General features: G+C 66.7%; 20 protein-coding genes and 1 tRNA gene. 8 read left to right on the forward strand and 13 right to left on the reverse strand.

What is annotated here, in order from left to right; all coding sequences use genetic code 11:
- Positions 1-6: 6 nt before the first annotated feature.
- The 4 genes from LC092_RS01885 to LC092_RS01900 form a co-directional block, all read right to left on the reverse strand.
- Entirely contained in the window at positions 7-1,134 is a 1,128-nt protein-coding gene (locus LC092_RS01885) for a beta-3-deoxy-D-manno-oct-2-ulosonic acid transferase (RefSeq protein ID WP_224804472.1), read from the reverse strand.
- A 52-nt stretch (positions 1,135-1,186) separates the two neighbouring features.
- Positions 1,187-2,473: a capsule biosynthesis protein gene (locus tag LC092_RS01890; protein WP_224804474.1), complete on the reverse strand. Its 1,287-nt coding sequence runs from the start codon at positions 2,471-2,473 to the stop codon at positions 1,187-1,189.
- Entirely contained in the window at positions 2,457-3,854 is a 1,398-nt protein-coding gene (locus tag LC092_RS01895) for a capsule biosynthesis protein (protein WP_224804476.1), read from the reverse strand. Before LC092_RS01895 ends, LC092_RS01890 begins: the two co-directional genes overlap by 17 nt.
- Before the next feature lie 115 nt (positions 3,855-3,969).
- On the reverse strand, positions 3,970-5,400 hold the full coding sequence (locus LC092_RS01900) for a polysaccharide biosynthesis/export family protein (RefSeq protein ID WP_224804478.1): 1,431 nt from the start codon (positions 5,398-5,400) through the stop codon (positions 3,970-3,972).
- Positions 5,401-5,549: 149 nt separating this feature from the next.
- Between LC092_RS01900 and LC092_RS01905 the strand changes: the two genes are divergently transcribed.
- The gene (locus tag LC092_RS01905) at positions 5,550-7,457 is read left to right on the forward strand and encodes an autotransporter assembly complex protein TamA (RefSeq protein WP_224804480.1); all 1,908 of its coding nucleotides are present in this window, start codon (positions 5,550-5,552) and stop codon (positions 7,455-7,457) included.
- A 302-nt stretch (positions 7,458-7,759) separates the two neighbouring features.
- Positions 7,760-11,842, forward strand: a complete 4,083-nt coding sequence (locus tag LC092_RS01910; protein WP_224804482.1) for a translocation/assembly module TamB domain-containing protein — start codon at positions 7,760-7,762, stop codon at positions 11,840-11,842.
- Positions 11,843-11,848: 6 nt separating this feature from the next.
- Here LC092_RS01910 and LC092_RS01915 read toward each other — a convergent pair whose 3' ends face one another.
- Positions 11,849-12,868: an Ldh family oxidoreductase gene (locus LC092_RS01915; RefSeq protein WP_224804484.1), complete on the reverse strand. Its 1,020-nt coding sequence runs from the start codon at positions 12,866-12,868 to the stop codon at positions 11,849-11,851.
- A gap of 550 nt (positions 12,869-13,418) precedes the next feature.
- On the opposite strand from LC092_RS01915, the gene LC092_RS01920 reads away from it, so the two are divergent.
- From LC092_RS01920 to LC092_RS01930, 3 genes are all read left to right on the forward strand, one after another.
- Positions 13,419-14,873: an NAD-dependent succinate-semialdehyde dehydrogenase gene (locus LC092_RS01920; protein WP_224804486.1), complete on the forward strand. Its 1,455-nt coding sequence runs from the start codon at positions 13,419-13,421 to the stop codon at positions 14,871-14,873.
- A gap of 147 nt (positions 14,874-15,020) precedes the next feature.
- Positions 15,021-15,094, forward strand: a tRNA-Cys gene (locus LC092_RS01925).
- Between the two features lie 115 nt (positions 15,095-15,209).
- The gene (locus LC092_RS01930) at positions 15,210-16,676 is read left to right on the forward strand and encodes a hypothetical protein (RefSeq protein ID WP_224804488.1); all 1,467 of its coding nucleotides are present in this window, start codon (positions 15,210-15,212) and stop codon (positions 16,674-16,676) included.
- 55 nt (positions 16,677-16,731) lie between these two features.
- Here LC092_RS01930 and arsH read toward each other — a convergent pair whose 3' ends face one another.
- Genes arsH through LC092_RS01950 form a run of 4 tightly spaced genes read right to left on the reverse strand, consistent with a single transcriptional unit; the run spans position 16,732 to position 18,748 of the window.
- Positions 16,732-17,460 (reverse strand): arsenical resistance protein ArsH, encoded by a 729-nt coding sequence (gene arsH, locus LC092_RS01935; protein ID WP_224804490.1) that lies wholly within the window; start codon positions 17,458-17,460, stop codon positions 16,732-16,734.
- Position 17,461: 1 nt separating this feature from the next.
- Positions 17,462-17,875 (reverse strand): arsenate reductase (glutaredoxin), encoded by a 414-nt coding sequence (arsC, locus tag LC092_RS01940; protein WP_224804492.1) that lies wholly within the window; start codon positions 17,873-17,875, stop codon positions 17,462-17,464.
- Complete coding sequence (locus tag LC092_RS01945; RefSeq protein WP_224804494.1) at positions 17,872-18,387, reverse strand: arsenate reductase ArsC; 516 nt, start codon at positions 18,385-18,387, stop codon at positions 17,872-17,874. The genes arsC and LC092_RS01945 overlap by 4 nt, the downstream gene beginning before the upstream one ends.
- A 28-nt stretch (positions 18,388-18,415) precedes the next feature.
- Positions 18,416-18,748, reverse strand: a complete 333-nt coding sequence (locus LC092_RS01950; protein WP_224804496.1) for an ArsR/SmtB family transcription factor — start codon at positions 18,746-18,748, stop codon at positions 18,416-18,418.
- An 80-nt stretch (positions 18,749-18,828) separates the two neighbouring features.
- Between LC092_RS01950 and cobD the strand changes: the two genes are divergently transcribed.
- Genes cobD through LC092_RS01965 form a run of 3 tightly spaced genes read left to right on the forward strand, consistent with a single transcriptional unit; the run spans position 18,829 to position 21,513 of the window.
- On the forward strand, positions 18,829-19,902 hold the full coding sequence (gene cobD, locus LC092_RS01955; RefSeq protein WP_318245893.1) for a threonine-phosphate decarboxylase CobD: 1,074 nt from the start codon (positions 18,829-18,831) through the stop codon (positions 19,900-19,902).
- Between the two features lie 4 nt (positions 19,903-19,906).
- Complete coding sequence (cbiB, locus tag LC092_RS01960) at positions 19,907-20,887, forward strand: adenosylcobinamide-phosphate synthase CbiB (RefSeq protein ID WP_224804498.1); 981 nt, start codon at positions 19,907-19,909, stop codon at positions 20,885-20,887.
- Between the two features lie 11 nt (positions 20,888-20,898).
- On the forward strand, positions 20,899-21,513 hold the full coding sequence (locus tag LC092_RS01965) for a DUF938 domain-containing protein (protein WP_224804500.1): 615 nt from the start codon (positions 20,899-20,901) through the stop codon (positions 21,511-21,513).
- A 12-nt stretch (positions 21,514-21,525) separates the two neighbouring features.
- Here LC092_RS01965 and LC092_RS01970 read toward each other — a convergent pair whose 3' ends face one another.
- The 4 genes from LC092_RS01970 to cobO form a co-directional block, all read right to left on the reverse strand.
- Positions 21,526-22,044, reverse strand: coding sequence for a hypothetical protein (locus LC092_RS01970; RefSeq protein WP_224804503.1), 519 nt, complete (start codon positions 22,042-22,044; stop codon positions 21,526-21,528).
- Between the two features lie 67 nt (positions 22,045-22,111).
- A complete protein-coding gene (locus LC092_RS01975; protein WP_224804905.1) occupies positions 22,112-23,560 on the reverse strand; it encodes a cobyric acid synthase in 1,449 nt (482 codons plus the stop codon).
- A gap of 23 nt (positions 23,561-23,583) precedes the next feature.
- Positions 23,584-23,886, reverse strand: a complete 303-nt coding sequence (locus LC092_RS01980) for a YrhK family protein (RefSeq protein ID WP_224804504.1) — start codon at positions 23,884-23,886, stop codon at positions 23,584-23,586.
- A 47-nt stretch (positions 23,887-23,933) separates the two neighbouring features.
- On the reverse strand, positions 23,934-24,545 hold the full coding sequence (gene cobO, locus LC092_RS01985; protein WP_224804907.1) for a cob(I)yrinic acid a,c-diamide adenosyltransferase: 612 nt from the start codon (positions 24,543-24,545) through the stop codon (positions 23,934-23,936).
- Positions 24,546-24,547: the final 2 nt, after the last annotated feature.

Below are 24,547 nucleotides of genomic sequence, written 5' to 3' on the forward strand. Positions count from 1 at the left end.
CGCGCCTCACAAGCCGATCTTGCGACCGACCCAGGACGCGTGCTGGCGTATCAGGCGGACGAGCCCGTAAAGCGGGTCGGCGCGTTGCGCCACCAGCCGGTCGATCAGCACCTCCGGCGGACAGGGTTGCATCGTCTTCGGGTCGAGGGTGACGGGATAGTCGACCAGCGCGACATGGACGAGGGTGTCGAGATCGAGGCGAATGTCGCGTCGCGGCATCGGTGTCAGGTCCTCGGTGAGGCCCCAGCCGGCATAGAACGGCATGCCATGCACGGTGACCGGCGTATCACGAAGCAGGGCCTCGAAGCCCGTCAGCGATGAAAACGTCTCCACGCGATCGACCGCCTCGATCAAGCCGACAATATCGCCGTCACCGGCGACATGATCGGCAAACTGGCGCAACACGTCGGCCTCCAGCCGGCCGGCGCGCAGACGGGCCGCAACATCGGGATGCGGCTTGTAGACGATCCAGGCGTCAGGATTGCGCGCCCTCACCTGCCGCAGGAGCTCGAGATTGACGTTGTCGCAGCCGGCGCAATCGATCGTGGCGCTCAGCGAGCGCCGCACACCGGCGTCATCGGCCACCTGACCGGGCACAAGGATCGCCTCGCGCGCCGACGGCCGTGGCAGCGCCGGACCCGGCCGGCCGACGTTGTATTTGGTCAGCCTCGCCGCGACGATGCGCCGTCTGAGCTCCGCCGCTCTCGCCCGCTCGTCCGGGTCCAGCCGACGCGTCCGCAACAGATGCTCCATCCGGCTTTCGCGGGTGGCGTCGAAATAAATGCCCAGATCATCGAAGGCGAGTGCTGACCCGCGCGCAAGCCCGGCGCCAAGCCCGACGGAGCGCAGAAAGCCGTCTTCGATCCGCCAGAGCTCCACACCGGCCTCGCTGGCCAATTGCTCCTCGACGGAGGACACGGCGGCCGCCCAGCCAAGCACACGCCCGCCCCGCACGCGGGCCGCGTCTATCGCCGACCTTGCATCGTCACAAAAGCTGAGCGGATGTTCTTCGCTCCCGAAGGCGGCGGCAATCGCCCTGTGATTCCAGGGCTTCGCACCGAAGCAAAAGGCCGGACGGTCCGCTAGGGCATCCCGCCGCCGCAGCGCGTCGCGCGCCACGCGGTCACCTGTCATGTCGGGATCGCCCAACCCATGGGTCACAATCGGCTCATCCTCCACGCCATGCTCACAACCGGATGCCGAGCGCTCTGGCGCGCTCAAGCCGCGGCGGCGGACCCGCCAGTTCGGGCGGAACCGGCTCCGTCGAGAGCAATCGCGCCGTCATGCCCTCAACCGCCTCCTGGAGACCGCCGCGATTATGGATCGTACCGCGCACCTGGGTACAGGCCGCAATCGCCGTCAAGAAAGCCGCGACCCGGGCACGGTCCGGCGGTTGCGGCGCGACCCAGAATGTCTCCAGCTCTCCCTGATGGGTGAGACCGGGACCGTCGTAGATTGCCGGCGCAAGCGGCTTGACCGGGCGACCGGCGCGCAGCGCATCGAGGCCGACGGTCGAATTGACCGTCACCACACCCTCCGCGCGGGCCATCAGCGCCGCCAGATCCCCGCCATCCAGGAACACGGCCCTGTCGCCAAGCCCAAGGTCCCGCGCCCTGTCCGCGATCTCTGTGGCCCAGTCGATCCAGCCGTTGTCGAGCGGATGCGACTTGATCGCCAGCCGCGCGTCCCGCGGCGCATGCCGGGCGAAAGACGCCATGACGACCTGCAGGGCATCGCGCACGGAGCCATAGGGCGACTGCGCGACGATCTGATAATCGCCTTCCATCTGCAACGGAAGCAGGAAGAGCGGGGCATGACTGCCAAGCAGCGCCTGCTGACGGGCCTTTGCCATGTGGGCGCGGGCCGATGCGCCCGCCAGCCGGCGCAGCCAGAGTGTATAGTCGAGCAACGGCGACATCGGCGTGTGCCGGCGGTGATGGGGAAAGAACAACCACCCGAGCGCCACATTGGGCAGGTGGTAGCTCACGTCCTGCCAGGCCTCCAGCGCGAAGGAGGCCGGATGGCGCGGCGCAATATCCACCTCCCCGGCCCGCGCCTGCAAACGGGCGACGGCATCAGGGTCGACGGGAAAGCGGCTCGACACCCCGAGCCCGCCGCGCTCCAGCGTCATGAAGCCTGGCCGGATGAGGCCAAGCTCGCTCACATGCACGGTGATACCGAGACGCTCCGCCGCGATCACGGCCTGACGGTGATAGGGCCGCGTGTCTCCGTGCATCACCAGGTCGCTCACGCCCGCGCGCTCGAGCCGGTCGGCGATCCAGTTCGGCCAGTCCTCGAACCGTCCGCGGTAGGAGAGCGTTTCCGGACCGTGCCAATGCAGCCAGTCGCCAACGCAAAAGTTGATCCGCAAAACCTTGTGGCCAGCCGTCGTCAGCGCGCTACCGATGCGCCGGTAGAGCGGAGAGAGCGGCCCCTGCAGGAACAGGAAGCACCGCCTATCCGCGCCACGCACGCCACCACCTCCCGGTCTTGCCGCGCGCGTCGATCTCGTCCGCGAAGGTCACCGGAAGGCCGAGGGCGCGGGCACGCGCGATCCGCGGCGCCGGACCGGCATCGCAGCCCGGCCGGTTGATCGTCCCCGCCGCGATCCGCTCGGCCAGCTTGTCCGCCGCCGCCGCCTTTCCGCTGCGCGTGTAGAAGTTGCCCTGGATCTGGATGGCATGCGCCATCAGCCGCTGAACGGCCTGATAGGTATCTGCGTCCGGCGCCTGCGGCGTGCGCCAGAAGCGGTCCAGCGGCAGCTGGCAGGTCAACCCGGGCAGATCGTAGACGGCCATGCCGAGCACCTTCACCGGACAGCCGACCTTGACCGCATGCAGTCCGGTTGTGCTGTTGACCATGACGGCCCCGGCTGCATGTTTCAGCAAGGTGACGAGATTGCCCCCGTCGACCAGATGGACCCGGCGCTTGATGCCATGCCTGCGCGCCAGCCGGCGCACGATCTTGCCCCAGGCCTCGATGCCCTGATCCATCGGATGCAGCTTCACGACGAGTTGGGCGGCGGGATGCGCATGCCTGGCGAAAGACGCGAACACCTCGTCGAGCGCGTCGCTCAGATGGTCGTATTGCGCATTGTAGCGAAGCTGGTAGTCGCTCTGCATCTGCAGCGGGAAGATGAAGCAGGGGCAATCCGACTCGATCAGGTCGTCGATCAGGATGGTCGCGATCCGGTCTCTGCGGCGGGCAAGCAGCACGCGCGGCAGCGTCATCACATACTCAAACAGCGGATGATAGATCTTGTCGGCGTCGAAGTGCGGAAACACAAGAAAATCAAAGGCGTTCAACAGGTTGTAGACCACCTCATGTGCCGCTTCCAGCCAGAAGACATTGCGGAAGCGTTCGGTCATGTCGACGGGAGGAAGAGCGCGGGCGGCGGTCTTGATCGTCTCGACGTCGTCGGGAAACAGTGAGCGAACGGACATTCCGTCGAGCTCGGCGGTGATCCAGTCGGGTCTCAGGTAGCCGTTTTCATAGGCCACCGCGCGCACGCCAAGCCGATGCGCGACCTCCAGCGCCGCCGAGTGATAGGGAAACCGGTCCTGGTAGAACACGACATCGGTCACGCCCTGTTCGACCAGATAGCGCTCAAGAAACGCCGGCCAGTCCGCCAGGCTGCCCCGATAGTTCACGCAACGCCGATCGTGCCACAGCAGCCAGTCGGCAAGGCTGAGATTGATCCGCAGGGTCCTGTGGCCGAGCGCCTCGAGCGCATCGGCGACGCGCCGCGGAAAGTCGGACGGCGGCCCTTGCAGAAACAGCACGACACGAGCCGGCACCCGCGACTGCGGCGCGCGGCCTGACGTCTCGCGTTCGTTATCTCGGTCTTCGGTCATCTTTCCCCGGCCGCGAGAGGGACCGTCGCCTGGACGCCCGTGGCGAAGGGTCCGCCGCCCGCGGCGGAACCAACCGTTTTTTAAATGATCCGCGAGGCAGGTATTCAACCGGAAATCAGTTGCCTATCAGACCGTTCGCCGAGTTCACATTGGAGATCAGCGGCCCGATGATCTGCAGGAACTTGCCCAGTTCCGCGGTCGGATGATTGGCGACGTAGATAATATCCTTGTCCCGCATCTCGAACGAACGGGCAAGGAAGAAGGCCTCGGCCTGCCGCAGGTTCAGCTTGTAAACGACCGGAATGCGCGTGGCGCGGATCTTGTCGACCGCATCGCCCTTGAGCTGGCGCACCAGATCCCGGTTCTCGAAGCGGAACAGGAAGATGCCGGCCGCATCGGCGAAGAAGTCCTTCAAACCGCCGACCTGCGCGAGGCCCTCCGCAAGCGTGACCGTTTCCGTCTTGAACGGAACGAGCTTCGTGTCGCGGACGGCCCCGAAGGCCGAGAAGGTCCGGGGCTTGTGCGTGACGAGCACATTGTCGCCGGCGGTAAGCCAGACGTTGTTTTCCGGATAGTTGATCAGATCGACCAGTCGCGCCTCGCCGGAGGCATTGCCGCGCTTGAGGGTGACAACGGTCTCATAGGTCGCCTCGCGCGAGCCGCCCGACTGCGCCACGGCCTCGAGCAGACGCATGCCGCGCGCGGACATGGTGTACTGCCCCGGCTTCGTCACATCGCCGACCACGACGATGCCGGTGCTTTCGCTGCCCTCGACGGCGACGAGAACCTGAGGCTCGATCGCCTTGCCCTTCAGGCGCTCCTGGATGGCGACGCGCAGCCCCTCGACGCTGAGGCCCGCCGCGCGGATCCGCCCGGCATAGGGAATGAAGATACGGCCGCTCTCGTCGATGACGGCGGGAATGGAAACCTGCTTGCCACCGGTGGTGGAAAACAGCCCGTCCGGCGCGGCCTCCCAGATAGTGACCTCCAGACGGTCGCCGATCCCGAGGCGGGCCGACCGGCCGCGATTGGGCACGGATTTAAACTGTCTGGCAAAGGGCGCGGGACGATAGGCGTGAAGCTTGTTCAGCATCTCGCTGTCGAGCGAGAGCAAAACGTAGTTGGAACGAATCGCATCGCCCTCGATGTCCTCCGACGTGATGGTAATGGCCGCTGGCCCCTGGCCGGGCAAACCGCCACAGCCAGTCAGCACCAATGCCAGTGTCGCAAGGAGGATAAACCGCATAAAAGCCTCAACATCAGACGGGCGTGATACCCGCGCCGTTCGCGTTTCAGTTAGCATCGCGTCCCAATGCGTTACAAGGCGGAAGCGCTCCGGTACGCGTGTAACGCTCATGTGTTGTCGAACGGCAACATAGTCGGCCGGATTGGTTAACGAATACGAAACCATTTGACGCGAATTGGCGGAAAATCGCCCTCCCGGCATACACAACGTCCACCTTCCCGGAATCGTCTTTCGGCCGGAAACATGCCATAACCGCTGAAATGACGCCTGGATCCAGTAATCCGGCGGCAAGCGGGCCATTCAGGACCGGTCAACCATTTGCGACACATAGTCGTAAGGACGATCGGCAAGTCGATCACACGAACCCGGATATCCTCGTGCGTATTTGCGAGACCAGCAACTTGAGACCGTGCGTCCTGCGCCGGCGGCCTGACGGGCTGCGGCTGCAATTGACGCGCTGTGTCTCGGTGCTGGCGCTTGCCGCGGCACTTGCCACGGCGCCCGTCCGCGCGGAGGCGCTCGACCTTTTCGGCTGGCTTCCCTTCGGGTCCAAGTCCTCCGATGACGAACAGGGACAGCCGGCCGTCGTCGATCCGCTGCCCTACACCGCAAGCCTGCGTGTCTCGGGCGGACCGCCGGAGCTGGAAACCGCGCTGACCGGCTCCTCGGAGCTGCTCAGCCAGGGCGACCGGCTTCCCTCGGGCGAGGCCGGACTGATCGCCCGGGCCGTGTCCGATTTCGAACGCCTCGTCGGACGCCTCTATGTCGAGGGCTATTATGCCGGGACAGTGAACATCCGCGTTGCGGGGCTTGACCTGCAGCAGGCGCTTGCCGCTCCCTCGCTGCCCGGGCCGCGCCCGGTGCCGGTTACAATCTCCGTCGACCCCGGCCCGCTGTTCACCTTCGGCACGATCGCTATCACCCCTGCCGACGATGCCGCGCAGGGCGCCGGTACAGTCTTTGACGGCGCAAGCTACGGGCTTGTGCGCGGCGAAACGGCGAACTCGGAAAAGATCCTGCGCGCCGAACGCGCGATCGTCGCCGACCTGAAGGCGGCCGGCTATCCCTTCGCGCGCATCTCGCGCCGCGAGATCGTCGCCGACCACGACACCAACCGGCTCGACGTGCGCCTCTCGGTCGCTGCTGGGCGCGCGGCCCGGTTCGGAGAGGTCTCGGTCTCCGGAGCCGAGGCGACCGATCCCGATTTCATCGTCACCCAGGCAATGCTCCCCGTCGGCGGCGCTTACAGCCCGGCGGAGATCGACCGGGCAACGGAACGGCTCAACGAGCTTGGAATTTTCTCCTCCGTGCGGATCGTTCCCGCCGACAGCATCACCCCCGATGGCCTGCTTCCGGTGACCATCGAGGTCTCGGAGCGCAAGCGAAACGTCATCGGCGTCGGCGCCAACTGGTCGAGTTCCGAAGGGTTCGGCGTCGAGAGCTACTGGCGCCGCCGCAACCTGTTTGGCCGGGGAGAGCTGCTGAGCCTCGAGGGCTCCGTCGGCCGGATCGGCGACAATTCGCTGTCGGACCTGGAGTATTCGGCAAGGATCGCCTTCGAGAAGCCCGGCGCCTTCGGACCGCAGACCCGCTTCACCACAAGCCTCGGCGCGCGCCAGGAAGTGCCGGATGCCTATCGCAGCCGCAGCATCACCGCCGATGCCTTCTACGAGCGCGACGTGACCGACGAACTGTCGGTCAAATTCGGCGGCGAGGTGCAGTTCGCCGACGAGCGCGATGTCTTCGGCAACGAGACCTATCTGCTCACCGGCGTGATCGGCCAGGTGACCTACGACACGCGCGACGACCCGCTGAACCCGACCAAGGGCATCAACGCGCTGCTGTTCGCCGAGCCCGCCTATGACATTCAGGGCGCCAACGCCATGCTGTTCACCCGCGGTCAGATCTCGGCCTATCGAGCCCTCGACGATGCCGCCCGCTTCGTGCTGGCCGGGCGCCTGGGCGCCGGCAGCATCATCGCACCGTCCGTGCGCTCCATCCCCGCCGCACGCCGCTTCTTCTCCGGCGGCGGCGGATCGATCCGCGGCTATGCCTATCGCAACGTCGGCCCGCGGCGGAACGGCGAGGTCACCGGCGGACGCAGCTTTGTCGAGGCCTCCGGCGAGATCCGCATGACGGCGACCGAGACGATCGGCCTCGTCGGCTTCGTCGATGCCGGCAACAGTTTCGACGCGATGTACCCGGACTTCTCTCGAGGGTTGAAGGTGGGCTTCGGCGCGGGCCTGCGCTATTTCACTCCCGTCGGGCCGCTGCGTTTTGACATCGCCGTGCCGCTCGACCCGGAAAAGGACGATCCGGACTTTGCAATCTATGTGGGCCTCAGTCAGGCGTTCTGATAACGATTCAAGTCGGGCCGTTTGTCGTTTTGCCTGAATCGCTTGGCCCGGATCGTTCAGGCTTCGATTCAATCCCGGCGCGGCCTTGAAGCCCAGACATGCCGCGGTTTTCTCTGGAGTTTTCCCCGCCTGCGAAAACATGAGTCCTCCCAGGCGTCTGGCCCGCGATCTTCAGGTTTTGATTCGACCGGATCTCCGGCAGTCCACCTTTATGCAGCCCGACTCGCTCACGCCATGATTTGGCTTCAATCTCCTCGGCCAAGCCGCTGTAACGAGATTCCTTTTTGCACTTGAAGGACCGAATGACCGCTTCGCTACCGATCAGACTGGCACTTGGACTGCTGCGCATGGCGCTGCGCGTGGTCGCGGGGCTCGCGATCCTCGTGGCGGTGCTGGCCGTCGGCACGCTCGCCGTGCTGCAGACAGACGCCGGGCGCCGCAACGCCGCCGGCCTGATCGGATGGGCCGCCTCGGACGACAGCGGCGGCATTGCGCTCGACGGCCTCGCCGTCGACTGGGACCTCGACCTTCGCCTTGCCTCGCTCGTCGTGCGCGATGCCGATGGCCCCTATCTCGCCGTATCCGGGCTCGACGTCGCATGGCGCCCGCTGGCGCTCTTCACCGGTCTCGTCGCCATCGACAATGTCAGCGTCGAGCGGGTCGCGCTCTCCCGTCTGCCGGTGCCCGGGCCCGAACCCGACGCCCCGGAACCGCCCTCGCCCCCGGGCCTGCCGGCGCTTCCTGCCATTCACCTTGACGCCGCCAGCGTGGAGCGGATCGAGCTGGGAGCAGCCGTCGCCGGAACGCCGATGCAGCTCACCGCGACCGCGGCGCTTCGCACCGAGGCTGCGCCGCAGTCGCTGTCGGGCGAGATTGCCGTCTCGCGGACCGACGGCACCGACGGCAGCGTCGACGCACGGCTGCGCTACGAGCGGGCCAGCAACGTGCTGAGCGTTCAGGTCGGCGCCAGCGAACCGCGCGGCGGGCTGGCGGCGCGGCTTCTCCAGATCGAGGGGCTGCCCGCCGTCGATTTCTCGCTGACGGGCGACGGAACCCTTGACGACTGGAAAGCCGAGCTCGCGCTGAAGCTCGACGGGGAGACGGATGTCTCCGGCACGGCCCGTCTGACCCAGACGGTCGCCGCCTCCGGCGTTGCGGAACGCACCCTTACCGCGGACCTCTCCGGCCGGCTGACGCCGCTGGCGCCGCCGGTCGCCGAAGCCTTCCTGATGGGCGAGACCCGGGTAACGGCTCAGGCCCGGCTGAGCGACGCCTTCGTTCCGCTTGAGGTGTCGCTGTCTGCGGCCAGCGACACACTTTCCAGCGACATCGCCGCCACCTTCGACGCTGAGACCAGCGCGCTTGATGCGACGGTCGACCTGCGTTTCTCCGCCGGGGGCGATGCCCGCATCGCGCTGGAACTGCCCGACCGGCGGGTCATCCTGGGCGACACCACGCTGTCGGCGGCGGCCCGCGGCGAGCTCTCCGCCCTGGCCTGGCGCATCGACCTAGCCTCAGCCTCCGTGGAGACCGACGAGGCCGCTCTGGAGACCCTGCAGGTCGTGCTGAGCGGCTCGGATCTCGATGCAAGCGACCCGACGGAGGAGATCCCCGCCACCCTCACCGCGACCGTTGCCAGACTGTCTCCGAAGACGGACGTCGCCGCCGGTTTTGCCGGCCCCTTGCGCATGTCCGGCGTAGTCACCCTCGCGCCGGAGACCTTCACCGCCGAGATCGCGTCCTTCGAGACCGAGTTTGCGCCCTTCGCGCTGTCGGCGAACGGCACCGTCGGTCTCGATGAGGTCAATGCCGAACTGACGCTGAACGTCTCCGATCTGGCGCGCTTCGATCCGCAGGTCTCCGGCGCGGTGACCGTCGAAGCCCGTGTGGAAGGCCCGCTGACCGCCCCCGTGATCACGGCCGATGCCTCGGCGGTCGAACTCCTGCTTTCGGGAAAGCCGGTGCGTGACCTTCAGCTCTCCGCAAGAGCCGATACCAATCCGGAGGCGCTCTCCGCAGATCTCGAGCTCACCGCCAATGTCGACGGCAATGATCTGGCCGCGGCACTTCGGGCGGAGCCGGAGGGAGACGGCCTGCGCGTTCCCACCTTGTCGCTCACGGCCGGAGAAAACACCCTGTCGGGCGACCTCGCGATTGCCGACCTCGCCCGCGCGACACAGACACTGACCGGCAGCCTGACCATCGCCGCGCCGGATCTGTCCGAATTCTCCGCGCTTGCCCTCACCGAACTTGCGGGCCGTCTCTCCGGCCAGATCGACCTCACGCAAGAGGTCGGCCGCGCCACCGCGCATGTCCAGCTGACGGGAACGGAGATCTCCGCCGCCGGCACGCAAGTCGCCGGCCTCGACGCCGATCTGACCCTGCGCGACCTCTTCACCGCCCCGGCCCTTGCCGGCACGGCACGTGCGACCGGCATTCTGACCGGCGGCACGCCCGTCGAGCAGGTCGACATCACCGCGAGCGGCACCGGCGACAACACGGAATTTTCGCTGGACGCCCGCCTCGCCAAGGGCGCCGGCGCCGACGGCGTGGCACTTACAGGCACGCTCGCGACCGGCAACGACGGGCTGGACCTTCTCCTGAAGACGCTCGACGGGCGCTATCGCGGCATCAGGACTGAGCTGAGCGAGCCCGCCCGTATCGTCTCCTCCCCCGCCGGCACGCGCATCGAGCCGTTCTCGCTGCGCCTCGGCGACGGGCGCCTCACCCTTGCCGGAACCGTGGGCGACACGCTCGACGTCAAGGCCGACATCACCTCCGTGCCGCTGGCGCTGGCCAATGCGCTTGCGCCGGGCTTTGCCATCGCCGGCACGCTCAATGGTGCGGTCACGGTCGCCGGCGCGACTTCCAATCCGGTCGCCAACTGGACGCTCAATGCCAGCGGGCTCTCCGCCGCACCGCTGCGCGACAACGGTCTGGCCGCCCTGTCGCTTGCCTCCACCGGACGCTATTCCGGAAACGGCCTGACGCAGACAACGCGGGTCACCGGATCCGACGGGCTGTCGCTCGTTGCGGAAGGCCCTGTGACGCTTTCTGGCGCCGGATCGCTCAACATCGGCGTTACCGGCAGCATCCCGCTCGCCGTCGTGCGGCAGCGGCTGATCCTGTCCGGCTTTTCAGCAACAGGCAGCCTTGCCGTCAGCGGTCGCATCGGCGGAACCCTGTCCGCGCCGACCTATGCGCTTGCGCTGCAGCCAGGCGGCGTCAGCGCAACCCAGCTCGCCACCGGCTTCTCCCTGCGCAACCTGACCGGCTCCATCGACGTTGCCAACACCGGCTTCGCGATCAACGCATTGCGCGCCGACATCGCCGGCGGCGGCTCGCTGAGCGCCGGCGGGCGCATCGGCCTGGACAATGGCATGCCGGCGGATCTGCGCGTTCAGGTCCAGAACGGGCGCTACACCGACGGGCAGATCGTTCAGGCGACGGTCACCGCCGACATCACGCTGACGGGTCCGCTTGCCAGCACGACCAACGGCGCGCGCCTGGGCGGCTCGGTCACCATCGAACGGGCCGACATCTCGATCCCGAGCAGCCTGCCCGGCGCGATCGATCCGGTCGCCGTCACCCACAAGAACGCGCCGGCGGCGGTCGCGGCGCAGGACCGCGCCCTCCAGCGCGACGCCGGAGGCGGGAGCGAGGGCGGCGGCGGCGCGCGTCCCATCGCGCTCGACATCACGGTCAATGCGCCCGGCCGGATCTTCGTGCGCGGCCGCGGTCTCGACGCGGAAATGGGCGGATCGCTCCGGCTTGTCGGCACGACCGCCAACCCGCAGGCCATCGGCTCCTTCTCGATGCGACGCGGTCTCCTCAACGTGCTGTCGCGGCGGGTGGTGTTTTCCAAGGGCGACGTCGGCTTCACCGGCTCGCTGACGCCGCGGCTCGATTTCGCGGCGACCTCGCAGACGAGCGACGCCGCCGTCACAATCACGGTCAGGGGGCCGGCCAACGCACCGGTGATCGCCTTCAGCTCCGCCCCAGAACTTCCGCAGGACGAGGTGCTGGCCCGCTTCCTGTTCGACAAGAGCATGAGCGAGTTGAGCCCGACGCAGATCGCGCAGCTTGGCGCCTCGGTGCTGACGCTTACCGGCGGCAGTGGCGAGGGACCGCTCGGCAGCCTGCGCAAGTCGCTCGGCCTCGACGCCATCGACGTGGAAACCGGCGGCGACGGCGGACCGTCGCTCGCGGTGGGCAAATACCTCAGCGACAATATCTATCTGGGCGTAAAACAGGGCAGCGGTGCCGATTCCAGCCGCGTGACGGTGGACATCGACATCACCAAGTCCTTGAAATTGCGCGGCGAGGTCGGCGCCGACGGGGAATCGAAAGCCGGCATCTTCTTTGAACGCGAATTCGGAAAGTAAACCCGGCTAGGCGGCGTCTTCCATGAGCGCCAGGATTTCCCGGTGGAGCGGCGCGGCGATGGCAACCCCCTCGCGCGCGGCCCTCGCCCGGCTTTCCAGCCGGCGGCTTCCCGGCAGCCGTGCGCCCTCCTCCGCCTCGATGGCCGCGATCAGCGCGCCGATGCGCTCGCCGTAGACGCCGCCCGAGGCAAGATGCGGATCGATGACGATGACCGTCTGTCCGAGATCCGGCGGCCCGCCGTCCGCATTGAGCAGGCTCGTCGCCTCGAAGGCAAGGCAGGCGCCGGCAACAGCGGCCGCCATAACCTCCACCATCAGCGCGAGCGCCGCCCCCTTGGCCTCGCCGATCGGGATCATCGTTCCGGCCAGCGCTTCGGTCGGGTCGGTGGTCGGTTGGCCTTGCGCATCCAGCGCCCAGCCTTCCGGGATCGTCGTCCTTGCCTTTTGCGCGGCCATGATCTTTCCGCGCGCCGAGCGCGACAGGGCGAGATCAATCACCAGCGGCGGCGTGCCGGCCGCGATCGGCGCGGCGAAGGCGATCGGGTTGGTGCCATAAAGCGGCGATGTCCCGCCCCAGGGTGCGATGGCCTTCGGCGTATTGCCGAAGACGAAGGCGACCAGCCCCTTTTCCGCCAGCCGCTCGCAATGGGCGCCGGCCTGTCCGAAATGATGCGACCGACGGATCGCCGCCATCGCGATCCCGGCGTTCGCCGCCATCTCCGGCAGGGCGTCGATCGCGGCATCGAAGGCGGGAAAGGCGAAGCCGAACCCCGCATCGACGCGAAGGAGCGCCGGTGTGGGATGGGTCACCACCGGCCGGGCATGGCCATCGACCTTGCCACAGCGCGACTGGGCCGCATAGGACGGCAGCCGGGACAGACCGTGCCCGCCCTGCCCGTCGGCCTCGGCCGCGACCAGTGCGCGGGCGACGCTCGCGGCATTGTCCGGCGAGGTGTCGCAGGCGACCAGCACATTGCGGACAAGCGCATCCGCCTGCTCGAGCGTCAGCCTTACCGGCTCTGTCATTGTCGCTGTCCTCACACTTCACGCCGAATCGCGGCGGCCTTGCCGCACCGAACCTGTCCGCACACCGTCCCCCATCGTCCGGCCGGTTTCAACGTCCGTGTCCGGACATTTCCGCCGGACCGACGGCCCTTCGCCCCGGCGGCCGGATTCGGCCAAGGGTACGGGGTCGGAGCTGGGGGTATTGCCGGAAGCACCATTGCTGGCGATCCATTGACTGGCCTATGATCGGCGCACGAACGGCGGTTGAGTTGCGGCGTTCCTTTCGTGACAGGCAAGAGCGCATCCGAGCGGTATCCTTGCACGGGGGCATGTCCTGGCACAGCGTTTGCTCGCCCGAGCGTTCGCACGCCGGCAGTTCGTACGCCGGCAATGGCGACGACGAAAAACGAAACGCCTCGATCGCACAGGGCCGGGCAATTCTCGGCGCCCCCTACGTGTTTCTCTTGCGCCCACGCCGCGCGGACGAACCGGAGGGTCCCGTGCGGCGGATCGAGAGTGACGACATGACGGTGCGCGGGCTCCCCCGGCGCCCCGCCCCTGGGAGGACTTCATGATCAACGAGCATCCGCTCTTCAAACAGGCCTGTTTCATCGGCGGGCTTTGGTCGCATGCCGACAGTGGAGAGACCATCGAGGTCACCAACCCGGCAACGGGCGCAACGCTTGGAACCGTGCCGCGCTGCGGCCGGGCGGAGACCGCGCGCGCCATCGAGACGGCCTATCTGGCGTTTCAGGACTGGAAAGCGACCACTGCGGAAGAACGCGGAACCCTGATGCACGCGCTCTGCGATGCGATCATGGAGAACCAGGATGCGCTCGCCGAAATCCTGACCACCGAGATGGGCAAGCCGCTTGCCGAGGCCAAGGGCGAAATCGCGCTCGGCGTCAAATACGTGCGCTTCTTCGCCGAACAGGCCAAGCGCATCGACGGCGACATCATCCCCTCGCCCTGGCGCGGCAAGCGGATCCTCGTCACCAAGGAGCCGGTCGGCGTCACCGGCGCGATCACGCCCTGGAATTTTCCGCATTCGATGATCTCGCGCAAGCTCGGCGCGGCGCTTGCCGCCGGCTGCACCATGGTGATCAAGCCGGCGAGCCAGACGCCCTATTCCGCGCTTGCCATCGGCGCGCTTGCCGAAAAGGTCGGTTTTCCGCGCGGGGTGGTCAATGTGCTGACCGGATCGGCCGCCGAAATCGCGGCGGAAATGTGCGAGAACCCGCTCTTGCGCAAGATCACCTTCACCGGGTCCACGGAAGTCGGCAAACAGCTCGCCTCCAAGGCGTCGGCCCACATGAAGAAGATCTCGATGGAGCTTGGCGGCAATGCCCCCTTCATCGTCTTCGACGACGCCGATCTGGATGCAGCGGTCGAGGGCGCCATGGCCTCGAAGTTCCGCAATTCCGGCCAGACCTGCGTCTGCGCCAACCGCATCTACGTGCAGGCCGGCGTCTATGACGCCTTCGCGGAAAAGCTCGCCACGGCGATTGAGGCCCTCAAGGTCGGCGACGGACTGGCCGAAGGCACGACCCAGGGTCCGTTGATCGACCTGAAGGCCGTGGAAAAGGTCGAGGAACACATCCAGGACGCGGTGTCCAAGGGCGGGCGGATCGTCACCGGCGGCAAGCGCCACGCCAATGGCGGCAGTTTCTTCCAGCCGACACTCGTCGCCGATGTCACCTCGGAGATGAAGGTCGCGCGCGAAGAGACCTTCGGGCCGCTCGCGCCGCTGTTTCGCTTCGAGTCCGAAGACGAGGCCGTCGCCCATGCCAATGACACCGAATACGGGCTGGCCTGCTATTTCTACACGCAGGATCTCGGCCGTGCGTTCCGGGTCATGGAAGCTCTGGAGTACGGCCTTGTCGGCGTCAACGAGGGACTGATCACGACGGAAGTGGCCCCCTTCGGCGGCGTGAAGGAGTCCGGCGTTGGCAACGAAGGCTCCAAATACGGTGTGGAGGACTATCTCAACATCAAATACGCCTGCATCGGCGGCCTGGGCCTTTAAGTCACCCCGAATGCCGACAGTGTCCCCGCGCGCCCGACCCCGGTTGGCCCCGCGGGGACGCGAAGCCCCGGTTATTCACACCACTGAGGCGACAGAGCACAGTCACCGCTTGACAGCGCGGGACAACTCCCTGAAAAGACGCAGCAAGGCCTCGTGGCGGAGTGGTTACGCAGCGGATTGCAAATCCGTGCACCCCGGTTCGATTCCGGGCGAGGCCTCCAGCTTTCTTCTTGTGTGTGTCACGCCCGCCGCGCACGGGCCTCGTGATCTTCTCCTGGAGAAGACGGCCGTGCGCTCAGCGACGCGCCTTGCGACGGACCACCGCAAGGGTCCCTGATGCAGCCTCACACCGACACACTCACCCTTCGCTTCGCCATCGTCCTGACACTTGTGCTCGGCATCGCCGCCGCCGGCCAGCTCGCGCTTGAGTATTGGCCCGGGCGCACCTTCGATTCCGCCACCAGCGGCGTGTGGATGACGCTCGCCATCGACTATGCCGACGGCCTGCTGTACCGGCCGATCCTGAGCGACGCGGGCTATGGCGGCACGCGCTACATGCCGCTGTTCTTCATGGTCCACGGCCTGCTGATCCGCCTTTTCGGCGATCCGACGCTGACCGGTCTTGTGCTGATGCAAGCAAGCGTCGTCTTGATGATCGCGGGCATGGCCCGGCTGATGGTCCTCCACGCGGTGCCGCCCGTGCTTTCCTGGGCAATCGCCGGGATCACGCTGGCCACCTCGCTCTACCAGCAGTATCTCACCAGTCTGAATTGCGATTATCTCGCTGCCGGCCTGAGCCTGTGGGGGCTGGTCTTCTATCTCGACAGCCCGGGATCGCCGCGCCGCGGCGCGCTCGCAAGAGGCTTCGCCGTCCTGCTTTTCGTGCTCGCCTTCTACACGAAATTCTCGACCGTCTATGCGCCGGCGGCCGTGTTTCTGTGGCTGGTGTTCACCCGCCAGTGGCGCGCCGCCGCAGGCTTTGGCACTGCCTCGCTTGTCCTGCTCGCGGCCTTCGCGGCGCTCTTCTTGTACCTGTCGGACGGGCGGATGCTGCAGTCGCTGGCCGCAACCGCAACCGGCGGAACCGATCTCGCCTTTGCCGCCGGCATGATCCGGCGGTTCGCGATGGAGCTTGCGGTCTACAATCCGGCGGTCGGGATCTGTTTTTTGCTCGCGCTCGCAAAATGGCTAGCGGACGGCCCGGCGCAGTGGCGCTCGCCGTTGCATCTCACCTTCGTGATGATCACCCTGGTCACCATCGTCACCTTCTCCTCGCGCGGCATTGCCGGCAATCACGCCATTCCGCTTGCCGCCGTCAGCCTCGTTCTCGCCGGGACGGCGGTTGCGGGCAGCCGCATCGAACGGCGGGTCCTCGCCGGCGGATTTGCACTCTTGAGCCTCATTCTGGTCGCCTGCTGGATGCCGGGCGTGCCGTCGCCGCTGAAGACCATCCGCGCCGAGGCCGTGCCGACGGTCGCCGAGATCAGGGCCGAGACGGACCGCTGGCTGCCCGAGAACGGCCGGCTTGCCTCCGAAAATCCGAGCTTTGCGATCGTGGCCGGCGTGCGTCCCGTCGTGCTGGACAATTTCAGCCTCGCGTCCTTCATCCGGAACGGGCATCCGGCCGGAACGGATTTCCTGAAGCGTATCCGCGCCCGGGAGTTCGACGTTCTGATCGGCTTCAATCCCAACAGCCGCTGGGTCACCGCAAACGGCGAGCCGGTTGCGCTCGCCGACCATTATGCCGTTGTCAACACGCTCGGCAGACGCAGGGTCCTCGTGCCGCGCGGGTCCGGATCCTAGCCGCGCCGCCGCGCCGATAGAACCCGCCGTCACGCGGACCAGAAGGCGTGCCGCCTCAGATCGAAGGCTGGTTCACCCGCTTCGACAAGGCCTCGCGGCTCTCGACCCGCTCGGAATAGCGGTCGACGAGATAGTCGGAGCGGCCGCGCACCATCCAGGTGAATTTCACCAGTTCCTCCACCACATCGACGATGCGATTGTAGAAGGGCGACGGCTTCATCCGGTCGTCCTCGCCGAACTCCGTGAAGGCCTTGGGCACGGACGACTGGTTGGGGATCGTCACCATGCGCATCCAGCGGCCCAGGATCCGCATCTGGTTGACCGCATTGAAGCTTTGCGAGCCGCCGCAGACCTGCATCACGGCGAGCGTCTTGCCCTGGGTCGGGCGCACCCCGCCAAGCGACAGCGGCAGCCAGTCGATCTGCGCCTTCATGATGCCGGTCATGGCGCCGTGGCGTTCCGGCGAGACCCAAACCATCCCCTCCGACCACATGGCAAGCTCGCGCAACTCCCGCACCTTGGGGTGATCGGGCTCTTCCGCATCCGGCAAGGGCAGGCCGCGCGGGTCGAACACCCGCGTCTCGCAGCCATGCCATCGCAACAGCCGTTCCGCCTCTTGCGCCACGAGCCGCGAGAAGGAACGCTTCCTGAGCGAGCCATAGAGAAGCAGGATCCGCGCTGCATGGCCGGGATCGCCGGGGGCCGCGAGCGCGGAGACATCGACGGGCGCAAGATGCTGCGGGTCGACCGCGGGCATGTCGTCCAGTGCGGCAGGAGCGTTCATGTCAGCCCTCCGACGCCGCAACCAGCGGCGTGCCGTCTTCCTTGCGAAAGTCGCCCAGCGCGGCGGCATTGATCAGCTCCAGCACGGCCTCGGACGGCCGGCACAGGCGCACGCCCTTCGGGCTTGCGACGATGGGCCGGTTGACGAGCACCGGATGCTCCAGCATCGCCGCCAGGATGGTGTCGTCATCCACCGACGGGTCGGTGAGGCCGAGGTCCTCGGCCGGCGACTTGGAGGTGCGCAGCGCCGCGCGCGGCGTCAGGCCGGCAGCGGCGAACAGCGCCAGCAGCTGCGGGCGGGTCCAGCCCTCCTTGAGGTATTCGATCACCACCGGCTCTTCGCCGCTGGCGCGGATCGCCGCCAGCACGTTGCGCGAGGTTCCGCAGTCGGGGTTGTGGTGGATGACGATTGTCATGCGATGCTTTCCCTGTCGTCCATTGTCCCGATCTCCTTGAGGTTTCTTTGCAGTGCCAAGCCGTCGATGCTTGCGAGCGGAAGACTGGCGAAAACAGATATCCGCGCATTGAGCATGCGATAGGCATCGGCAAAGGCATAACGACGCTCGGCTTCGGAGCCTTCTGCCGCGGCCGGGTCGGGGACGCCCCAATGCGCGGTCATCGGCTGGCCGGGCCAGACCGGACAGGTTTCGCCGGCCGCGTTGTCGCAAACGGTGAACACGAAGTCGAGGTTCGGGGCGCCGTCGGCCGCGAACTCGTCCCATGCCTTGGACCGGGCGAAAGCGGTGTCGATGTCCATCTTGCGAAGCAGGTCGAGGGCGAAGGGGTGCACCTCGCCCTTGGGCTGGGATCCGGCGGAAAACGCACGGAACCGGCCTGCACCTAACGTGTTCAGGATTCCTTCCGCCAGAATGGAACGGGCGGAGTTTCCGGTACAGAGGAACAACACATTGTAGATCGAACCGCTCATGGTCCAACTCCTCGTCGTTGTGTCGGCGTCAGCACTCGCAGGCGAGCGCATCCAGCACCGGCTGGCACAGGGTGGGATTGCCGCCGCAACAGTCTTCCATCAGGAACGCCAGAAGCCCGCGGATGCCGTCCATGTCGGCGAAATAGCGCAGGTTCCGTCCTTCCCGTTCGTTGCGGATCAGCCCGGCGCGCGCCAGCACCGCCAGGTTGGCGGACATGGTGTTCTGGCGCACATTGAGCGCCTCGGCGATCTCGCCGGCGTGCATGCCGTCCGTTCCCGCCTTCACCAGCAGACGGAACACCTCGAGCCGCGTCTTCTGGCCAAGGGCCGCCAGCGCATCCAATGCATGATTCATATCCATAAATCATGAAATATCGATATATCCGGAGAAATGCAATCCCCCGTTTTCCCGCCGCAGAGCAGCGGACGCGCGGTCCTTGCTTGGCATTGCCGCCAAGCCGCTTTACCGTCCGCCGAAACGAATACGGGGCCCGGTTCGACACGATGAAACACGGCGGCGATCTTGGCGCGGCAATCGCGCGGCACGGCGGACTTGCCGAGGACTGGCTGGATCTCTCCACCGGCATCAATCCGCATGCCTATCCGCTCGACCCGCCGCTGTCGCGTGACGCCTGGACACGGCTTCCGGCGCGCGGGGCGCTCGAGCGCCTGCTTGAGGTGGCACGCGCCGCCTACGGCGTGCCGGATCACCTCCGGCTGGTCGCAGGCCCGGGAACGCAGGCGCTCCTTTCCCGTCTTCCCGCCCTCCTGCCGGCTGGCGATGTCGCCATCGTCGGCCCGACCTATTCAAGCCATGCGGATGTCTGGCAACGCGCCGGACGCAAGGTCACGGAGGTGACCTCCCCCTATTTCGAGCCGACGCCGAACACCCGCGTGATCGTGATCGTCAATCCGAACAATCCCGACGGACGCCTGGTCGATCCGAAAAGCCTGCGCCACCATGCCGAGACGATGGCTGCGCGCGGCGGGCTCCTGATCGTCGACGAGGCCTTTGCCGACTGCGTGCCGGGCGCCAGCGTGTTGCCGCACCTCGGCGGCGTTCCGGTGCTGGTGCTGCGCTCCTTCGGCAAGTTCTACGGCCTTGCCGGCGTGCGGCTTGGTTTCACCGCCGGACCGAAGGCGATCACCGATGCGCTTTCCGCCTCGCTGGAGAGCTGGGCGGTGTCCGGCCCGGCCATCGAGATCGGCACCCGCGCGCTTGCCGATACGCGCTGGCAGACCGCCATGCGCGCGCAGCTTGCCGACGAGGCCGCCGACCTGACCCTGATGCTGCAGATGCGCGGCCTGAGCGTCTTCGGCGGCACCCCGCTTTATGTGCTCGCCGGTGCGCGCGACGCGGGCGTCGTGCATGAGGCATTGGCCCGGCAGAAGATCTGGACCCGCATCTTCGACTATGCGCCGTCCTGGCTCCGCATCGGCCTTCCGGGGGGCGCGGCGCCGCTTGCCCGGCTCGATGCGGCGCTGACCTGCGCCCTCGCACCGGTCACGGGCTAGAGGGATGCTGCTTTTTTCCGACACCGCCCTTCTGGTTCTGTTTGCCCTTGTCCTCGACGCGCTCATCGGCGATCCGCCATGGCTGTGGCGCCACGTTCCCCATCCAGTGGTGCTATTTGGAAAAATCATCGAGATCGCCGACCAGGACTTCAACACGCCCGATGCGCCGGAGGGACGCCGCAAGCTCTACGGAACGATCTTCCTGATCGCCCTCGTCGCCTGCGCCCTTCTGACCGGCACGCTGCTCGAGGTGATCTTTCGCGGCCTGCCCTTCGGCGAGATCGGGATCGTTGTCGTCGGCGGGATCTTCATCGCCCAACGCAGCCTCTACGATCATGTCGCCGCCGTGCGCGACGGTCTCTCGCAGGGCGGGCTTGCGGGCGGACGAAAAGCGGTCGCGATGATCGTCGGCCGCGACCCGGAACAGCTTGACGAGGCGGGTGTCGCCCGCGCCGCGATCGAATCCTGCGCGGAAAACCATGCCGACGGGGTCGTCGCCCCGACGCTCTGGTTCCTGCTGCTCGGCCTGCCCGGACTGCTCGCCTATAAGGCGGTGAACACCGCCGATTCCATGATCGGGCACAAGACCGACCGTCACCGCGCCTTCGGCTGGGCCTCCGCCCGCTTCGACGATCTGGTCAACCTGCCGGCGGCCCGCCTTTCCGGTCTGCTGCTTGCCTTCTCCGGCCCGCTTTTTGGCAAGGGCATTGGCGAAAGCCTCCAGATCATGCGCCGCGACGCGCCGAACCACCGCTCGCCGAACGCCGGCTGGCCGGAAGCGGCCATGGCCGCCGTTCTCGGCCTCGCGCTCGCCGGCCCGCGCGTCTATCCAGGTTACACCGTCGACGATCCTTTCATGAACGCGGACGGACGGCGCGAGGCGACCGCCGGAGACATCGCGCGCGCGCTCAAGGCCATGGTCTTCGCCTGCGCGCTCCAAACGGGTATCGTCGCGCTGATCGCGATTGTCTCCATCCCGTTTTGAAAGGCCTCTCCATGCTCCCTTTCGCCCCCGCCGCAGAGCGCAACAAGGACGCCATCCGCGACGTCCTCGGGCCTCATCTTGCGGAGCGGCGGCGATTGCTCGAGATCGGCAGCGGCACGGGCCAGCATGCGGTCCACATGACCGGCGCGCTCCCGCATCTCCTCTGGCAGTGCAGCGATCTTGCCGACGCGGTTCCCGGCATTGCCGCGCGGCTTGACGCGGAAGGCAACGACCGCACGCCGCCACCGCTCGCACTCGATGTCGCCGCCCCGCCCTGGCCAGTGCCCGAAGCAGGCGCCCCGGACGCCTTCGACGCGATCTTCACCGCAAACACGCTGCACATCATGTCGTTCGCGCATGTGGAGCAGTTCTTCGAGCGCATCGGCGAGGCGCTCGCGCGCCCCGGCATCCTGGCGGTTTACGGTCCGATGAAATACGGCGGCGATTTCACCACGCAGAGCAACGCGGAGTTCGACGCCCAACTGCGGGCCCGCGATCCGCAAAGCGGTATTCGCGACTTCGAGATCCTCGACGACCTCGCCTACGGACAGGGGCTCACGCTGGCCGGCGACAACGCCATGCCGGCCAACAACCGCCTGCTCGTCTGGCACCGCGGTGCAAGCTGAGGCTACGGCAGCTTAGGCCTTCTCCTGCCCCGGCCGCCAATTGCGCAGCGCACGCAGCATGCCGGCAATCTTGCCGGGGCCGAGGATCAACATGACGCCCACAAGCGCAACCAGAATGCTTCCGACCAGCCCCGGCCATTGCTGTGCCACCCAATCGGTCGCAGCGTTTCGATAGGTTGCCTGCGTTTGAAGCGAAAGATAGCTCACCGCCCAGACAACGACGTCCCGCATGCTGATGACGAGCAGGTAGAGACCCAGCAGCGCAACGCAGACAACTTCGAAACCGTCCGCGAGACCCGGCTTTCCATCCGCGTCAAACCCGCCAAAGCCGAGCCCGAGCAGAAAGTTGCGCGGGTAGAGCATCAGGACGATCGAGAACAGCAGAACAGCCAGAATCAGGGTGGAGGACACGAGTCCGGCCAATCCGGCCCCGCCACCGTATCCAAGTCCAAGCCCCTGAGGGACAACTCCGATAAGAGATACAAAAACGTATGCTGCGAAAAAACGCACCAGCAACAAGGCGAATGGCATGAAAGCTCCTGAAAATTGCAATCTTCCTCGACTGCAATTCTAAAAGGCTGCGCCCCCGACGCAATTCCTATTTCCCTGCAATCGCCAGGATCGCCTCGATATCCATGCAGGCTTCCAGATGCGCGGCAAGCGCATCCAGCGTCGCGTCGATGTCGCTGTCGTAGCCGAGCGACGATCCGGCGCCGAGGGTCTTCAGGAATCCGGCGCGGAAATCGTCCGAGGTGAAAAGCCCGTGCAGATAGGTGCCGGAAATCCGGCCATTTGCGGAGATTGCACCGTCCGGGTGGTCTGGACCGTCACCAGACGTCACATGCGCGAAGGGACGCGCGCAATCCGCCCCTTGCGTCCGCCCGATATGGATCTCGTAGCCGGAAAGCGCCGCGCCGCTCGGCGCATGCCGGCCGGACACCTCGACAAGCCGCTTGTCGGGGGTCAGCACGGTCTCGACATCGAGCAGGCCCAGTCCTTCCACGGTTCCGGCCCGCCCCTCGATGCCATCGGGATCGGAAATGGTCCGGCCCAGCATCTGGTAGCCGCCGCAGATGCCGACGACCCGCCCGCCCCGCCGGACATGGGCTGAGAGATCGATGTCCCATCCTTGCGCGCGAAAGAAGGCGAGATCCCCGACCGTCGACTTCGACCCCGGCAGCAGCACGACATCGGCATCGCCCGGCAAGGGATCGCCCGGCTGCACCAGCGTGAGCGACACGCCCGGCTCCAGCCGCAAGGGGTCGAGATCGTCGAAATTGGCGATCCGGCTGATCACCGGCACGACGATCTTCACCTCGCCCTTGCCCGTTCCGTCTTCCAGCCCCAGCGCGTCCTCGGCCGGCAGCTTGCGGGCGTCTGCAAACCACGGCACCACGCCGAGTGACGCCCAGCCGGTGCGCCGGGCGATCTCGGCAACCCCGCCGTCAAACAGGGACACATCGCCCCGGAAGCGATTGACGAAAAACGCCTTGATGCGTCTGCGCTCGTCGTCGGGAAGGATCGTATGCGTGCCGACGAGCGAGGCAATCACCCCGCCCCGGTCGATATCGCCGCAGAGCGCGACGGGAATGTCGGCGGCTTCCGCAAATCCCATGTTGGCGATATCGCCGGCCCTGAGATTGATCTCGGCGGGAGAGCCCGCCCCCTCGACCAGCACGAGGTCCGCCCCCTCGCCGATCCGGTTGAAACTCTCCAGCACCTTCGGCAGAAGCTCCGCCTTGCGGCTTCCGTATTCGCGCGCGCGCATGGTGCCGGCGCGTTTGCCCTGAACGATCACCTGCGCGCCGACATCGGTTTCCGGCTTCAGCAGGACCGGGTTCATATGCACCGTGAGCGGCACGCGCGCCCCAAGCGCCTGCAGCGCCTGCGCCCGGCCGATCTCGCCGCCGTCGGCGGTCACGGCGGCGTTGTTCGACATGTTCTGCGGCTTGAACGGGCGCACCTTCAGCCCCCGATTGGCGAACAGCCGACAAAGACCGGCCACGATCAGGCTCTTGCCGACATTGGAGCCGGTGCCCTGGATCATCAGGGCGGGCGCGCGTTTCCTGCTCACGTGCGATCCTGTTTTTCCGCCAGCGCGCCATAGGGGCGGAACTCGTCCGGCACGGGCAGCCGCGTCAGATGCAGTTCGAGCGCCAGGCGGATCGTCGGGCGCACCGCGAAGAGGATCGAGCCGATCAAAAACAGCCATGTGCCCGCGAACAACAGGCTATCGTAGAAGAAAAAAACGCTGCCGACGATGAAGAAGACGGCTGCCAGGAAATCCACCAGCGTGCGCGCCAGCTCGTAGCGGCGCACCAGCTCGGCGTGATCGGGCGACGCGCGGCGAAGGTCGGAACTGAAGAACTTCATGGCGTGGCGGTGTTCCTTCTTGCGTGGACTGCCGGCCGGCACCCCTTTTAAAACTCGATCCCCTCCTGCGGCTTCACGCCGGAGCGGAAGGGGTGCTTGATCTGGGTCATCTCGGTCACCAGGTCGGCGGCCTCGATCAGTTCGTCCTTGGCGTTGCGGCCGGTGATGACGACATGGACGTCCTCGGGCTTTTCGTCGCGCAGGAAGGTCACCACCTCGTCGATCGGCAGGTAGTCGTAGCGCAGCACGATGTTCAATTCGTCACACAGCACCAGGCGATACTCGCGCGAGCGGATCATGTCCTTGGCGGCTTCCCAGGCCTGACGCGCGGCCTCGATGTCGCGCTGGCGATCCTGGGTTTCCCAGGTGAAGCCCTCGCCCATCCGCTTGATGGTGACGAGATCGGAGAAGCGCTCCAGCGCCATGCGCTCGCCGGTCTCGATCCGTCCCTTGACGAATTGCACGACCGCGACCTTGTGGCCATGGCCGAGCGAGCGGAACACCATGCCGAAGCCCGCCGTCGACTTGCCCTTGCCCTTGCCGGTGTGGACGATCAGCAGACCCTTCTCGATGGTCTTGGTCGCCATGATCTTGTCGCGCGCCGCCTTCTTCTTGCGCATCTTCTCCGCGTGGCGGGCGTTCAGTTCCTCTTCGGTCATTT

It is taken from the genome of Stappia stellulata (genome assembly GCF_020176715.1).
Lineage (GTDB): Bacteria > Pseudomonadota > Alphaproteobacteria > Rhizobiales > Stappiaceae > Stappia.